The sequence below is a fragment of the Pseudoalteromonas sp. T1lg65 genome, assembly GCF_051930985.1.
Classification (GTDB): Bacteria; Pseudomonadota; Gammaproteobacteria; order Enterobacterales; family Alteromonadaceae; genus Pseudoalteromonas.
Genome location: NZ_CP196837.1, coordinates 3,632,501 through 3,646,597 on the forward strand (window position 1 = coordinate 3,632,501; position 14,097 = coordinate 3,646,597).

The window sequence follows — 14,097 nt, forward strand, 5'->3', positions numbered from 1 at the left end:
GAAGTTCAATGCCTTTAATGGCGAAATGATGCCACAAGTTGACACTTCAATATCCGCTCTGAAAGTACAAATTCCATCATGTGGATGTGCTTCAGGATATGTGTGTACACAAATATGACTCTTGTCTAGGTGCGCAACCACAGACTCAGGTAATGGACCTGGTGTTTCTTCGCTATCGAAAGTTTGCTGCTCGACAGGTTCTTCTGAAACTAAAATGGTTACACTAGCCCCTTGCGGCTCATAATCTTGACGCGCAATATTCAAAACATTCGCACCAATGATGTCTACTACATCCTTTAGGATATCGGTTAGTCGATCAGCGCTATACTGCTCATCAATATATTCCAGATATTCTTTACGTTGTTGCTCGGTCTTAGCGTAGCAAATATCGTAAATACTAAAGCTTAAACTCTTAGTTAAGTTGTTAAAGCCATGGAGTTTAATTTTGTCAAAGGGCTTGTTCACGATAGACCCACCTTAAAGCAAAAAATCTGCGCTGCAGAAATAAAAGTTCGCGGATTTTATACGAAATTAGCGCCATGAAAAAGCGTTATTTTTCGTCAATTTCGATCACCTCGTGGCTATGGGTAATTTCTACTGCTTTTTCAAGCATTAAGGCTACAGAACAATACTTTTCTGCAGACAAACTCACGGCTCTTTCTAGGTGCTTTTCTGAAACATTGCGGCCTCGAACCACAAAGTGTAGATTAATTTTAGTGAACACTCTAGGGGCAGTCTCAGCACGCTCGGCCGTTAGTTTCACTTCTACGTCTGCAATGTCTTGACGGGCTTTTTGCAAAATACTTACAACATCTACCGACGAACAGCAACCTGCCGACATCAATACCATTTCCATAGGGCTTGGAGCTGCGCTGTCAGATCCAGCATCAAATACAACATTGTGGCCTGATGCAGAACGGCCTATAAATGTATCCCCTTCAACCCATTTCACACTTGCTAGCATAATCTTCCTCTATAAACGACGAGCACCGCCTTTTGGCGGTGCTTTAAAACGACAATTAGATTGTGCCAGTCTAAACAGCTGAGTCAAACAGGTTTTTCACCAAACCCGCAAACTCTTCAATAAATTCTCTTTGCTCAACTGTGACTTGTTGATCAACAACACTAGACAGCACCTCTTGAAGGTCATAGACAATACCATCTACCTCTCGAACAATCATGCTTCGCTGTTCAGTAGTTAACTCTGAGTGCTGTTCGCAGATTTTTATCACATGCTCAGCGATCACATCTTCAATCAGTTCCATTACTTTAGGCGCACCAGGTTTGATTTCTCCCGGTTTTTCAAACAAGGCTAGGTTTTGTGTCAAATACATGACTAATTCATCATACCCTTGTTTATCCAATACCATACTTCGCTCACCCGAAACTATCAAAGACATCTCCTATGATTTAAGCAGAAAGTTTTTTCGAATGCTACTTTTGTAGCCAACTAGACACAAAAAAGCAGCCTAAGCTGCTTTTTTGACAACAATATTATTGAGGCGTACTCAACAATAAGTATTTTAATCTAAAGACAAACCTGGGCTCAAGCTTGCAGGTAAAGTTACCTTTTCTAGCTCCACTGAAGCTACTGGATATGCACAATAGTCAGCTGCATAGTATGCGCTTGCACGGTGATTACCTGAAGCGCCGATACCACCAAACGGTGCAGCACTTGAAGCCCCCGTAATTGGACGGTTCCAGTTTACAATGCCGGCACGAATGCGACGTAGAAAATGCTCGTAGTCCGCTTCATTATCGCCAAGAAGACCTGCTGATAAGCCAAAGCTAGTTTCATTTGCTTTTTCTATCGCTGAATCGAACTCTGTATAGCGGAAAACTTTTAACAGCGGGCCAAAATGTTCTTCATCTGGGAATTCTGAAATGTTTGTACATTCAATGATCCCTGGGGTGACAAATCCAGTACCTTCTGTGTGAGTCAGCTCGATTAACGACTCTCCCCCAAGCTCAACAAGTTGCTGCTGCGCTTTTACCATACCTGCTGCCGCTGCATTTGAAATCATAGAACCCATAAATGGCTGGTCCGCATCATCAAAGTTACCCACTTTGATTGCTTTAGTTGCTTTGATAAGTTGTGCAAGAATCACATCGCCCTGCTCTCCTGCAGGTAGGAACAGCTTCCGCGCACAAGTACAGCGTTGACCACTTGAAATAAACGCTGATTGGATAATGTCATGCACAGCTGCTTTTGTGTCTGCAACATCTTTCACGATAAGCGGATTATTTCCCCCCATCTCCAACGCCAAAATTTTACCAGGTTGGCCAGCGTATTGTTCGTGCAATAAGTGACCGGTACGAGACGAACCTGTGAAGAACAAGCCATCGATACCCGCATGAGACGCGAGCGCTTTACCCGTTTCAACTTCGCCTTGTACTAGGTTTATCACGCCAGCTGGCAGACCCGCTTGTTGCCAGTATTTAAGTGTTAATTCTGCAACGTAGGGAGTTAACTCTGATGGTTTGAAAATGACGGTATTACCAGCGAGTAGTGCAGGAACAATATGTCCGTTTGGTAAATGTCCAGGGAAATTATATGGACCAAACACTGCAACTACACCATGTGCTTTATGGCGGATCACAGCACGACCAACTGGCATTGGGTTTTCAACAACACCAGTACGTTCATGATATGCTTTTTCAGAAATCGCTATTTTACCAACCATTGCACCGGCTTCTGTACGCGTTTCCCAAAGTGGCTTACCCGTTTCTTTAGCAATCGCAACAGCAAGCTCTTCGCTGTTTTCTTTTAATACTTCAGCAAAACGCTTGACGATCTCTAAACGGGATTCAAAGCTCATATCACTCCAAGCGTAAAAAGCTTGGCGCGCTGATTTGACCGCTGAGTCAACTTGTTCTGCAGTCGCTGACTGAGCGGTCCACAGTACTTCATTATTTGCAGGGTTTATGGAACTAAAGCGACTACCTTGCCCCTCTAGCCACTCACCGTTTATCAATTGTGCAGCATGTGTTGTCATAATTTGTTCCTACTTTTAAATCTTAGTCAGGCTTACAATATCGCCTTCTGCAACGTTTAGTGCCGCCGCGACGTGCGGAGCCAATATAACGTCACCGCTGTCGTCAGTCAGATTAACCTCAATAACTGACGCCCTGTAATCGACCAGTCTATCATTTGCGATCATCACAGGATATCCCCCTGTGCTGTCGCCGATTTTTACTTTGCGCTTCTCGATGTTGCGTACTGTACGAATATTGTCGACTTTTGCCTCAACAGTTGGACCTGCATCGAAAATATCAACATAACCGTTAAAGGTGAACCCTTCATTTTTTAACAGTTGGATTGCTGGTCGAGTATTGTCATGGACTTGCCCTATCACCGCTTGCGCTTCTTTACTAAGCAAGTTCACATAAATGGGGTACTTCGGCATCAATTCGGCAATAAATACCTTCTGACCGATACCAGTAAGATAATCCGCCGTCGGAAAGTCCATCGAGAAAAAATGTTCTTCCAACCATTGCCAAAATGGACTTTCGCCATTTTCGTCAGATACCCCTCGCATTTCCGCAATCACGGTTTCTGCAAAGCGAGCTCGATGGGCATTGATGAATAAAAAACGTGAGCGTGATAGCAACTTGCCATTAGGCCCTTTTCTATATCCGTCTTTTAAAAACAAGGTGCATAGCTCAGTTGCTCCAGTGTAATCGTTACACAACGTGAGAATATCCACAGCTTTGTAAACATCGAGTGTACGAGAAGAGTGGATCACTTTGCTCAGGTGGTAATGATAAAACGCATCATCTAAACCAACCGCTGCTTCAATACCGCTTGTACCTACAACTTCACCAGTATCGCTGTCTTCAAGTACAAACAAATAACCTTCATCAAACGGCTTATCGGCATCTTTACCAAAGGAAGCAACTGAACGCGCTATTTTCTTCTGCAGCAGCTCTTCATTGACAGGTAATGAAGTAAAGCCATGACCTGACTCATGAGCAATGTTTAAAAGCGCTGGATAATCGCTTTCTTGGATTGGGCGAAGGATCATCATGAGCCCGCTTACTCCTAAAAATAATGGGTAACAACAGGGCTGCAAAAAATTGTAGCCCTACTTTGGCAATTAAGCGTTATTTGCAACGACCGCTGCGACCGCTTTTTCAAAACGCGCCATACCTTCACGAATATCGGTTTCAGGGATCACAAGTGAAGGGGTAAATCTCACTACGTCAGCACCAGCAACTAATGACATGACGCCTTGCTTAATACCTTCGACCAAAAACTCTTTTGCTTTGCCTTGGTATTTTTCTGAAACAACACCACCTAGCAACAATCCTTTACCACGGACTTCTTTGAACACGTGGTGCTTATCGTTAATTTCAGCCAGCAACTCACGGAATAACTTTTCTTTAGCTTTAACACCAGCCAATACTTCTGGAGTGTTCACAGTGTCAAAAGCAGCTTCAGCTACAGCACAAGCAAGTGGGTTACCACCATAAGTAGAACCATGAGTACCTACTTTCAAATGTACTGCTATTTCTGTTGTAGTGATCATTGCACCAATAGGGAAACCACCACCCAACGCCTTAGCTGTGGTTAAAATATCAGGAGTTACACCTAAACCTTGATAAGCATATAAGTCGCCAGTACGACCAACACCCGTTTGCACTTCATCAAAGATAAGCAAAGCATTGTGCTTATCACACAGTTCTCGCACACCTTTCACGAATTCCGATTCAGGTGAAACGATGCCACCTTCACCTTGTAAAGGCTCCATCATTACTGCACAAGTTTTGTCTGAGATAATCGCTTCAAGTGCAGCTAAATCATTATAATCAGAGTGGATGATGTCTCCAGGTTTTGGTCCAAAACCATCTGAATATGCAGCTTGGCCACCCACAGTTACTGTGAAGAAAGTACGGCCATGGAAACCTTTATTGAAAGAGATGATCTGTGATTTTTCAGCACCAAATTTATCTAGAGCCCAACGACGAGCCAACTTCAATGCGGCTTCATTTGCTTCTGCGCCAGAATTTGCAAAGTAAACCTTTTCTGCAAACGTCGCATCCGTCAGCTTTTTCGCTAAACGTAGCGCTGGTTCATTGGTCATCACATTTGATAAGTGCCAAAGTTTCTCGCCTTGCTCTTTTAAAGCACCCACTAAAGCCGGATGGCAATGGCCTAAACAATTTACAGCGATACCACCTGCAAAGTCGATGTACTCACGACCTTCCTGATCCCATACGCGAGAACCTTCTCCTTTAACTGGTATTACAGCAGATGGAGCGTAGTTTGGAACCATTACTTCATCAAACAATTCACGATTGATAGCCATGTTATTTCCTCATATTTAGCAAGTGACATATGTTAGGAATGCATTATCTCCGAACCTAACTTTGGGTAAACTGAATTCTTTGCATCTGAATTCAGTTTGAGATAATTATGCACTGATTATCGAGCACAACTCGACAAAGTACATTCCTAACGGCACAAAATTTATTCGCTCATTATTTCAGAAAATCTAGGATTTGTCTCACCTTGCGAAACTTCTCAGCCCTTGATATTCAAGGGTTTAACATAAAATTTCACGCCGAGTGAATAACTATTAAATATCAGTTTTAGTGGCAAGCGGCATAATGCTTACTCGAGGCTGATTCTGCTAAGCTTATGCCTTGAATGAATAGTCGCAAAAAAATTTGCTTACTTTTTATAAAATTTTCAGCTGCAAACTGTGGAACGAGCATTTTTCAAGCATCTCTCGCATTTCCGCTGTTAAACCTAAATGACTAAACCACACTTCAGCTTCATCATCCTCAATTAAATTACTGTCTTTTAAAACAAGGTATTGAGCGTATCCATAAGCTTTAACCATGACCTGCGTCATTGGTAATGGTTCGGCGATTTTATTATGCATTTTAGGTAGATAAATTTGCGCGTACTCTTCCATTGGTGCGTTTAGAGGCAAGTATTTTAATTCCATTTTTTCAATCAACTTGCGAGTCAACACAGCTGAACGTTCAAGCATCAAGTTTCTCAAAAACAAAGGGTCTGGCGACAACTCTAATAATGCTGTGTGTAGATCCTTTTGCTGTTTATCCCTTGCGATTTGTACCTTACTTTGCCAAACCTTCTCAAAGGTCCTTAGGTACAAACGGGCCAGTGCAATTTTCCCCAAATCGAGCAGCATACCAAGTGTAAAAGCATGATTTTCATTAGCACCAAACAAAGGCGCTAACTCTTTGGCAGCAATAGCGGTCGTCATGCTCAGATCATGCATCTTCCTTTTCATAAGTGTAAAAGGTTCAGTGGAATGTGGCATCCAATGACGCATAGAAAAGGTTGGGACTACAGTTTGGAGGTTTTCAAGCCCTAAATAACGCAAAGCTAGCTTAGGACTGTCAACCGTCACAGTAGTGCCTTTACTGGTTTTTTTTCGATATTGCGGCAAGTTCACCAACGCAACCAGTTCTCGCCCAAGCCAACTTAAATCATTGACTAAAGGCTCTAATCGCCCCACTGATGCGGAGCGGACGCATAGAAGATCCAAAATAGCAGGAACAGAATCTTGAATACCAACGACTTCGCTGTATATGGTATCAAAATCGTCTATTTGCTTGTTGATTGCCGTTTCGATCACTGAATGTAAGTGCTTGCTGGCTTTCGCGATGTATTTGTGATGACTGGTGCTGGACTGCTTGCGCTTAGCTGCTGCTGCAATTTCAACCTCGAGCAGAGTGCGCTTTTCTACTTTTTCGCCGTAATTCGCATCAAACGTATGAATATAGCCGATTTGCTGCTGAGCAAAGTTCAGACTAATGAGTAAGTCATGTGCACGCTCTGCGAGTGCTTGTGCCATTAGAGTTTGCTTATTATCTTGCGTCATGCATGCTTCTTTATATTGAGAATGGAGCCAAATAAGGTACTTTACCCTGCAATTATTACGACTGAGTTTATCCAATTATCGACAACAAAGAATCTTTCTCATCTAAGCTTACGCTCAACAGCCAAAAGCTCATCCATTATGTTGATAAGGATTCTTTCACTAAACTTTAGAAACGTTTTAGAAAGTTATCAAGTAAAGACAGACCATGCTCCGTCAGAATTGCTTCCGGATGAAACTGTACCCCTTCAAGTGCTAAATCATCACTGAAGATCCCCATGATTTCATCGATTTCACCAGTCTCAGTGTTTGTCCACGCTGTAGTTTTCAACGCGCTTGGTAGGGTGTCTTTATCAATAACCAATGAATGGTATCGGCACACAGAAAAAGTAGACGGTAAACCTGAAAACGAGCCCATACCGTTATGATAAAGTGTCGACGTTTTACCGTGCATTACCTCTCTTGCTCTGACGATGCTCGCCCCCATTTCTTGCGCGATGGTTTGATGACCCAAGCAAATACCCATAATGGGGATTTCACCTTTAAATTGACGTACCACTTGCAAGGAAATACCCGCTTCATTTGGGCTGCAGGGGCCGGGGGATATCACTAAATATCTGGGGTTAAGCCGTTGAATGTCTGTCAGCGATACTGCGTCATTACGTTTTACAAGTACATCTTGCCCCAAACGCTGAAAATATTGCACTAGGTTATAAGTGAAAGAGTCGTAATTATCGATCATTAACAGCATGGAAACTTCACCATAGATCAAGTATTGGAAGAGTCTGTGGAATACAGGGTAAAGGGGCACCGATAAGATGCCCTTTTGAGAGCGTTAACCGCGAGGTATAAAGCCCACTGCATCATAAACAGCTTTCAGTGTAACCTCAGCTCGAGCACTCGCTTTTTCCGCACCATTACGCATGATTTTATCAAGTAGTGGACGGTCTTCACGGATCTCTTTAAATTTCGCTTGAATCGGCTCCAACATATTAACTACAGCTTCAGCTGTATCTTTCTTTAAGTGTCCATACATCTTGTCTTCATATTCAGGCACTAGCTCTTCAATTGAACGCTTGGTAGCAACACTCAACAAAGTGAGTAAGTTCGATACGCCTGGCTTTTCTTCTCTGTCAAAGTAAATACGCGCTTGTTCATCAGAGTCTGTTACTGCTTTTTTGAGTTTTTTCTCAATCTTTTTCGGCTCGTCGAGCAGCATTACAAAACCGTTCGGGTTCTCATCAGATTTCGACATCTTCTTAAGCGGATCTTGCAGGCTCATTACTCGAGCGCCCAGCTTCGGAATATAAGGCTCTGGGATCTTAAAGACATCGCCATGTAAATTGTTGAAACGAGTCGCGATATCCCTAGTCAACTCTAGGTGCTGTTTTTGATCTTCACCTACAGGAACTTGATCAGCCTGGTACAGCAAAATATCAGCAGCTTGTAAGACGGGGTAAGCAAATAACCCAACGTTAATGTTGTTCGAATGCTTACTGGATTTGTCCTTAAACTGCGTCATACGGTTCAATTCGCCCATTTGCGTATAACAGTTCAATACCCAACCTAGCTGTGCGTGTGCTGGTACCTGCGACTGAACGAATAAGGCTGACTTGTTCGGGTCAATACCGCATGCGGTGTAAAGTGCCACACCATCCAAAATGCGTTCGCGCAATTCTTCAGGCTTTTGGCGAACTGTAATGGCATGTAAGTCAACCATCATAAAGTAACAGTCATGATCTTTCTGTAGTTCAAGCCACTGGTTTATGGCACCTACATAATTGCCGATTGTCATCCCCCCACTTGGTTGAATACCACTTAACACTACAGGTTTAGTCATGTCGTTCCTTTATCTCTTCGGTTATCTTTGATTAATAATGGGAATAATATCTAAGAATTCATCACAAAGGTACTGCGGATTGAACTCTTGTAAATCTAATCCCTGATTATACCCATAATTGAGCGCAATCACAGGGATGTTGGCGCGATGAGCTGCAACAATATCGCTCTTTGAATCACCAACCATAATAAGCTTGTCGGGTGAAACTGACAGTTGCTTGGCAGCATTCAATAAAGGCTCTGGCGATGGTTTTTTTTCTCCATCATCACCACACACCAATACATCAAAATGTGTCTGTAAGTTTAGTTTTTCGATTAACGGTTTGGTAAAGTCTCTGTTTTTATTCGTAACTATCGCTTTAGGTAAATGCGCCAAAGCACTCAATCCAGTGATGACATGTTGGTATAATCCTGCATATTGGCCGACAAGCTCGCCATAATGTAGTTTAAATCTAGCCTGCGCAAATTCTGTATCATGATGATTTAAATGCTCACTAATTTGCGTACTCCCGCTTAGCGCTCTTAACACCAAAGTATCAATACCGTTTCCTACCCACTCACGCACTTGCGATCTACCTATCACGGGGTAAGCCAACTCGGTCAGTGTCAGATTTAGCGCTACATACATATCTTCAACGCTATCTACAAGCGTGCCATCAAGGTCGAAAATAACGCCTTCAAACTTCATTATTTCACCTTTGCCAATTCGGCACGCATGGCATCAATGACTGACTTGTAATCAGGCTGATTGAAAATAGCAGAACCTGCTACAAACATATCAGCACCTGCAGCTGCAACTTCAGCAATGTTATCCACTTTGATACCGCCATCTACTTCCAACCTAATCTCTTGGCCTGACGCTTCAATGCGTTGACGCGCTTCTTTTAATTTTTCTAGCGTGTGTGGAATAAAACTCTGCCCCCCAAAGCCTGGGTTTACCGACATAAGTAAGATTTGATCAATTTTATCCATCACATGATCGAGATAATGTAGTGGTGTTGCCGGGTTAAATACTAAACCCGCCTTACATCCAGCATCTTTAATTAGCGCTAAGCTTCGATCTATGTGCTCACTACTTTCCGGGTGAAAAGTAATAATACTTGCTCCCGCTTTGGCAAACTCGGGGATAAGGCTATCAACAGGTTTAACCATCAAGTGCACATCAATTGGCGCGGTGATTCCATAATTGCGCAGTGCTTCACACACCATAGGACCAAAAGTTAAGTTGGGCACGTAATGATTGTCCATTACATCAAAATGAACGACATCTGCTCCTGCCGATATCACGTTTTCAACTTCCTCTCCCAATCTAGCGAAATCAGCGGAAAGAATTGATGGTGCAATTAAAAAGTCAGACATGACAACCCCTTACATTTTAGACAGCGTTACTCTACCCTAAATCGGCATAAAAGTCTGCGATCCTTGGTTTTTAATGATTGTGCAAGAAACGAACATTGTGTATCATAATGTTCGAATCCATTCGTTGGGGTTAGGGTTATGGTTACTAAGTACAAAGCACGGATAGCACTGGTGTCGGCAAGTTTATTGATGACAGCAGGTGTATTATCATTCAACGATTCAGAGCAAAATGTTACAGTTAAAAATGAAACATGTGCTTGCAATGAACTATCAAGTTCTTACGAACAATGCCAACCAGAAGCTCATACAAGTTGGGCTGCTTGGTTAACTGGTGGAAGTTCAAGCGGACAGTTTCATTATTTAGATTTGCTTGAGTTACTCGTCGGTTCTAATGACGAACAAAGCCGTTCTGACACACCGTCACCTTTATAATAAAGTTGCCTCGTGTCATTCTGGAAAGATAAGCTAGCTATATTACAAAGCGTCATCGCTGCGATGTTTGGGGTACAAAGCCAAAGCAAATATCAATATGACTTTTCTGGCAGCAAATTCTGGCCTTTTGTAATCGCTGGCTTATTTTTTGTCTTATTTTTTGTTGCTTCTTTGCTATGGTTCGTTAATTCTGTGGTACTGACAGCTTAATCTTTATGAAAAAGCGCCATTAGCTCATCAACCTTGTTTCGACCATTACCTTTGGGACTGATCGTTCGTTTCACTTGGATCACATCTAGCTTAGCTTGAGCGTAAATTTTCCGTGTCCAAACAGTATCATGATTAGAAATTAACACCGGTGTTTGCTGTTCAAAAGCACTCTGCTCCGCCAAAATAGCAAGTCTTGCCTGATCATCCAGATCAAATCCACCTTTAGCATAACTGGTAAATGAAGCTGTTTTACTTAAGGGAACATAAGGCGGATCACAATACACAACCGCATTGTTAGGCAACTTTTTGAATACTTCTGGGTAGCTTTGACAAGTAAAGGTCGCATGCTGTGCCTTCTCGGCGAAGATGTACAACTCACGTTCTGGAAAGTAAGGCTTCTTATATTTTCCAAACGGAACATTAAAGATACCTTTTAAATTGTAACGGCATAGACCATTGTAACCATGGCGGTTCATGTATAAAAATAGAATAGCTCGCTCATAAACATCAATGCTCTCATTGAACTGTGTACGGTAGCCGTAGTACGCCTCAGGGTGGTTATTCAATTCTACAAACAGCTTTTTTGCATCGCTAATAAATTCATCAGGCGTGCGCTGTAGTTCTTTGTATAAATTGATTAAATCAGCATTGATGTCATTTAGTACATAATGCTTGAAATGTGTGTTTAAAAACACGGAGCCAGCTCCAACAAAAGGTTCTACTAGCGTGTCTGCTTCTTGACTTGCAGATTGTAAACGCTTGGCGATATCTTCCACCAAACTATATTTCCCACCAGCCCATTTTAAGAAGGCTCTAGTCTTTTGTTGCATGCTTGGTCTGTTTCATGATTGGTTGAGCGATTCTACACTAAATGAACTCAATTACCGAGAGAGTCCGTTATTTCTTGTTTAATTTTATTGAGCTGTTTAAGGAATGGCTGGTTTTCTAAAATAGCTTTAGGCAGCGTCGACTTCGCTTCATTCGCTAAATTTCCGTTCGCAAACGCGCCAAAACAGACTATGTAGAGTTTCTGTCCTCCGCGTATGACTTGGAACATATGTAATTCCAGCTGAGAATACTGAGCGATAAAATCTTGTGCTATTGATACATCGCGCACTGCAAGTAATTGGATAGTCCAGTCTTCATCCCGTTGAGCAAGGAACCACGTATTATCGACAACAGCAGCTAAAGCTGACGGTGTTGCGACAGGCACTGGATCGGCTTGCTCAGATGTTACTTGAGATTGTTCTTCTTGCTGAGTAATTATGGTCTCTGTATTGGCTTGAAAGGGCTCTGTAGCGAAAACTGCTGCGCCATCAGATCTTGGTATACTTTCTGGCTCTGCACTTTTAGTCTCTGCCGTAATTACGTTTAAAATGGTGTTAACTCCTGCTACCTCAGCAGATTGACTGGCTTCAGATTCAGGCTCTTCTGCAGAAACGCCTTTTGAAGTTTCTGTCACTGGTTCTTCAGGTATAGTAACTTTGGTTACTTTAGTATTTGCTGTTTTATCATCAAACACTTGGGTTGCTGGAATAACCGTTGCTATATTTTCTGAAGACTCAGGCTGTGTTGACAATAACTGACTCAAGTCTTCCTGATATAAAAATGCCGCCATGAACAAACTCAGGAGTACACAACCCAAAATTGCATACCATTGCCACTGAGCTTTAACTCTTAAAGAGTCACTCTCATCTCTCAATTCCAGCTTTTCAGACTCACTTTGCCAAGAAAGTAAGATGCTCGGGTTACCGCTTGATTCATTTAGAAACGTTTTGAAAATTGGATCTTCATCGGGTGGCAAAGTACTAAAGAACATACTCATTAACCGCTTACTTTCAACGATTGATAGTGGTTCAATATGTATATCAAGAGAATTAGGAATTAAATTAGGTTGTTGAGCGGTAACTAGAATATAGACAGTCTCTAATCCAAACTGTGCAATTTTGCTTAATTCTTCCGCTAGTTCCTGAGTCAAATGCCGAGCTCCATCAATCACCCACAAACACGGCCCGCTCGGTTGCTCTGAATACAACAGCCGGAAATTCTCACTTAGTGACAACTTTTGGTCGATGATTGGGCTTCGAAAACTGTGCTCTAATAGCTGGCGGATGACATCAAGCTCTGCGCTAGTTGCCGTAAGCTTAACATAAGCTTTATTAAAATCAGGATATTTATCAGTAAGTAACGTCTCAGCAAGGTAGCTTTTACCCACACCGGATGGACCCACCAAAGTGATCAGGCTCTGTCCGTATTCGAATTGCATAGCAATTCTGTCAACCAAGGCAGCTCGGCTTGGTAATATTTGTGACTGCATTTAGCGGCCTATTAACTCAATCACATTCTCATCAGAAACATCATCAACCAAGGCGCAACGACCTAGCTGAGTGGGTAAAATAAAGCGAATACGGCCTTGCTTGTTCTTTTTATCCTTACGCATGTGGGATAAAAACTGCTCAGCATTCATTTGTGACGGAGGCAAGGTTGGTAAATCATATTTCTCAATCACTTTCGTAATTTGTTCAACCTGTTGCTGAGTTAAATCACCTCGTCTCGCAGCCAACTTTACTGCTAATACCATACCCGCCGCTACGGCTTCTCCGTGCAGCCAGTTTCCGTAACCCATTTGAGCTTCAATAGCATGACCAAAAGTGTGCCCAAGATTAAGTAACGCCCGTAACCCGGCTTCAGTTTCATCTTGAGCGACAATCTCTGCTTTGATTGCACAACACTTGTGGATGACATACTGTAAGCTTGATGTATCTAATTGGGACAGTTTCGGATGCAATTCATTTAACTGCTCAAGAAAATCAGCATCATAAATTAATGCATACTTTATAACCTCAGCCATCCCCGCGGCAAACTCTCTGGCAGGTAATGTATTCAAGGTGTCTGTATCGATAAAAACCGCTTTGGGCTGATAGAACGCACCAATCATGTTTTTGCCTAAGGCATGATTTACAGCAGTTTTTCCGCCTACTGAGGAGTCAACTTGCGACAGTAGTGTCGTCGGAATTTGTATAAATGGCACACCACGTTGATAGCATGCCGCCACAAAACCAGTCAAATCTCCCACTACCCCACCACCTAGGGCCACAAGGCAAGTATCTCTACCACAATTATGTTCGAGCAGAAAAGCTGAAATCTTTTCAAACCATGTAAGAGATTTGTATTGCTCTCCGTCTGGTATTACAAAGCTTAAAGGTGATAAACCATTTAACTGTTCAAGTAATGAAGGTAAATAAAGTGGTGCAATGGTTTCGTTGGTAATAATAACCGGGCGGCATTTACCAATGTGAGTAATAAGTTTAGGCGTATCTGCGAGTACCCCTGCACCAATATAGATAGGGTAGCTTCGCTCGTTTAAATCAACCTTTAATTCAAGCATGAGCCACCCACCTTT

The 14,097-nt window shown here is 42.4% G+C and carries 16 protein-coding genes (1 of these 16 running past the window's edge); 2 read left to right on the forward strand and 14 right to left on the reverse strand.

What is annotated here, in order from left to right; genetic code table 11:
* The 11 genes from speD to rpe form a co-directional block, all read right to left on the reverse strand.
* Positions 1–465: the 5' portion of an adenosylmethionine decarboxylase gene (gene speD, locus ACSLBF_RS16145; protein ID WP_440054367.1), read on the reverse strand. 345 nt of this gene lie to the left of the window's left edge; 465 of the gene's 810 nt are visible here — the first part of the coding sequence; the start codon lies at positions 463–465; its stop codon lies beyond the left edge, outside the window.
* An 85-nt stretch (positions 466–550) separates the two neighbouring features.
* Entirely contained in the window at positions 551–964 is a 414-nt protein-coding gene (locus ACSLBF_RS16150; protein WP_440054368.1) for an OsmC family protein, read from the reverse strand.
* Positions 965–1,034: 70 nt separating this feature from the next.
* Positions 1,035–1,370 carry a DUF3802 family protein gene (locus ACSLBF_RS16155; RefSeq protein ID WP_440056254.1) on the reverse strand — a complete coding sequence of 112 codons (336 nt, stop codon included), beginning with the start codon at positions 1,368–1,370 and terminating at the stop codon, positions 1,035–1,037.
* A 153-nt stretch (positions 1,371–1,523) separates the two neighbouring features.
* Complete coding sequence (astD, locus tag ACSLBF_RS16160; protein ID WP_440054369.1) at positions 1,524–2,996, reverse strand: succinylglutamate-semialdehyde dehydrogenase; 1,473 nt, start codon at positions 2,994–2,996, stop codon at positions 1,524–1,526.
* A 15-nt stretch (positions 2,997–3,011) separates the two neighbouring features.
* Positions 3,012–4,028, reverse strand: coding sequence for an arginine N-succinyltransferase (gene astA / locus ACSLBF_RS16165; protein ID WP_440054370.1), 1,017 nt, complete (start codon positions 4,026–4,028; stop codon positions 3,012–3,014).
* A gap of 69 nt (positions 4,029–4,097) precedes the next feature.
* The gene (locus ACSLBF_RS16170; protein WP_440054371.1) at positions 4,098–5,309 is read right to left on the reverse strand and encodes an aspartate aminotransferase family protein; all 1,212 of its coding nucleotides are present in this window, start codon (positions 5,307–5,309) and stop codon (positions 4,098–4,100) included.
* A 372-nt stretch (positions 5,310–5,681) separates the two neighbouring features.
* On the reverse strand, positions 5,682–6,857 hold the full coding sequence (locus ACSLBF_RS16175) for an HDOD domain-containing protein (RefSeq protein WP_440054372.1): 1,176 nt from the start codon (positions 6,855–6,857) through the stop codon (positions 5,682–5,684).
* A gap of 166 nt (positions 6,858–7,023) precedes the next feature.
* Positions 7,024–7,605: an anthranilate synthase component II gene (locus tag ACSLBF_RS16180; RefSeq protein ID WP_440054373.1), complete on the reverse strand. Its 582-nt coding sequence runs from the start codon at positions 7,603–7,605 to the stop codon at positions 7,024–7,026.
* Between the two features lie 84 nt (positions 7,606–7,689).
* A complete protein-coding gene (trpS, locus tag ACSLBF_RS16185; protein ID WP_440054374.1) occupies positions 7,690–8,694 on the reverse strand; it encodes a tryptophan--tRNA ligase in 1,005 nt (334 codons plus the stop codon).
* Between the two features lie 21 nt (positions 8,695–8,715).
* Positions 8,716–9,381, reverse strand: coding sequence for an HAD-IA family hydrolase (locus ACSLBF_RS16190; RefSeq protein WP_440054375.1), 666 nt, complete (start codon positions 9,379–9,381; stop codon positions 8,716–8,718).
* Positions 9,381–10,052 carry a ribulose-phosphate 3-epimerase gene (rpe, locus tag ACSLBF_RS16195; protein ID WP_440054376.1) on the reverse strand — a complete coding sequence of 224 codons (672 nt, stop codon included), beginning with the start codon at positions 10,050–10,052 and terminating at the stop codon, positions 9,381–9,383. Before rpe ends, ACSLBF_RS16190 begins: the two co-directional genes overlap by 1 nt.
* A 138-nt stretch (positions 10,053–10,190) precedes the next feature.
* On the opposite strand from rpe, the gene ACSLBF_RS16200 reads away from it, so the two are divergent.
* Together ACSLBF_RS16200 and ACSLBF_RS16205 are read left to right on the forward strand one after the other, a co-directional pair.
* Positions 10,191–10,484, forward strand: coding sequence for a hypothetical protein (locus ACSLBF_RS16200; RefSeq protein WP_440054377.1), 294 nt, complete (start codon positions 10,191–10,193; stop codon positions 10,482–10,484).
* Between the two features lie 12 nt (positions 10,485–10,496).
* Positions 10,497–10,694, forward strand: a complete 198-nt coding sequence (locus ACSLBF_RS16205; protein ID WP_440054378.1) for a DUF2970 domain-containing protein — start codon at positions 10,497–10,499, stop codon at positions 10,692–10,694.
* Here ACSLBF_RS16205 and ACSLBF_RS16210 read toward each other — a convergent pair.
* From ACSLBF_RS16210 to aroB, 3 genes are read right to left on the reverse strand one after another with little or no spacing between them, the layout of a single operon-like run.
* Positions 10,691–11,524 carry a Dam family site-specific DNA-(adenine-N6)-methyltransferase gene (locus ACSLBF_RS16210; protein WP_440054379.1) on the reverse strand — a complete coding sequence of 278 codons (834 nt, stop codon included), beginning with the start codon at positions 11,522–11,524 and terminating at the stop codon, positions 10,691–10,693. The two genes, ACSLBF_RS16205 and ACSLBF_RS16210, sit on opposite strands and share 4 nt — an antisense overlap.
* Before the next feature lie 47 nt (positions 11,525–11,571).
* Positions 11,572–13,011 (reverse strand): AAA family ATPase, encoded by a 1,440-nt coding sequence (locus tag ACSLBF_RS16215; RefSeq protein WP_440054380.1) that lies wholly within the window; start codon positions 13,009–13,011, stop codon positions 11,572–11,574.
* Positions 13,012–14,082: a 3-dehydroquinate synthase gene (gene aroB / locus ACSLBF_RS16220; protein ID WP_440054381.1), complete on the reverse strand. Its 1,071-nt coding sequence runs from the start codon at positions 14,080–14,082 to the stop codon at positions 13,012–13,014.
* Positions 14,083–14,097 lie beyond the last annotated feature (15 nt).

Excerpts from the sequence above, each read along its gene's own strand:
- ACSLBF_RS16215 (WP_440054380.1), bottom strand. The coding sequence starts at position 13,011 with ATGCAGTCACAAATATTACCAAGCCGAGCTGCCTTGGTTGACAGAATT.
- ACSLBF_RS16180 (WP_440054373.1), bottom strand. The coding sequence starts at position 7,605 with ATGCTGTTAATGATCGATAATTACGACTCTTTCACTTATAACCTAGTG.
- ACSLBF_RS16155 (WP_440056254.1), bottom strand. The coding sequence starts at position 1,370 with ATGGTATTGGATAAACAAGGGTATGATGAATTAGTCATGTATTTGACA.
- ACSLBF_RS16200 (WP_440054377.1), top strand. The coding sequence starts at position 10,191 with ATGGTTACTAAGTACAAAGCACGGATAGCACTGGTGTCGGCAAGTTTA.
- ACSLBF_RS16150 (WP_440054368.1), bottom strand. The coding sequence starts at position 964 with ATGCTAGCAAGTGTGAAATGGGTTGAAGGGGATACATTTATAGGCCGT.
- ACSLBF_RS16175 (WP_440054372.1), bottom strand. The coding sequence starts at position 6,857 with ATGACGCAAGATAATAAGCAAACTCTAATGGCACAAGCACTCGCAGAG.
- ACSLBF_RS16190 (WP_440054375.1), bottom strand. The coding sequence starts at position 9,381 with ATGAAGTTTGAAGGCGTTATTTTCGACCTTGATGGCACGCTTGTAGAT.
- trpS (WP_440054374.1), bottom strand. The coding sequence starts at position 8,694 with ATGACTAAACCTGTAGTGTTAAGTGGTATTCAACCAAGTGGGGGGATG.
- ACSLBF_RS16210 (WP_440054379.1), bottom strand. The coding sequence starts at position 11,524 with ATGCAACAAAAGACTAGAGCCTTCTTAAAATGGGCTGGTGGGAAATAT.
- ACSLBF_RS16170 (WP_440054371.1), bottom strand. The coding sequence starts at position 5,309 with ATGGCTATCAATCGTGAATTGTTTGATGAAGTAATGGTTCCAAACTAC.
- aroB (WP_440054381.1), bottom strand. The coding sequence starts at position 14,082 with ATGCTTGAATTAAAGGTTGATTTAAACGAGCGAAGCTACCCTATCTAT.
- astA (WP_440054370.1), bottom strand. The coding sequence starts at position 4,028 with ATGATGATCCTTCGCCCAATCCAAGAAAGCGATTATCCAGCGCTTTTA.
- astD (WP_440054369.1), bottom strand. The coding sequence starts at position 2,996 with ATGACAACACATGCTGCACAATTGATAAACGGTGAGTGGCTAGAGGGG.
- rpe (WP_440054376.1), bottom strand. The coding sequence starts at position 10,052 with ATGTCTGACTTTTTAATTGCACCATCAATTCTTTCCGCTGATTTCGCT.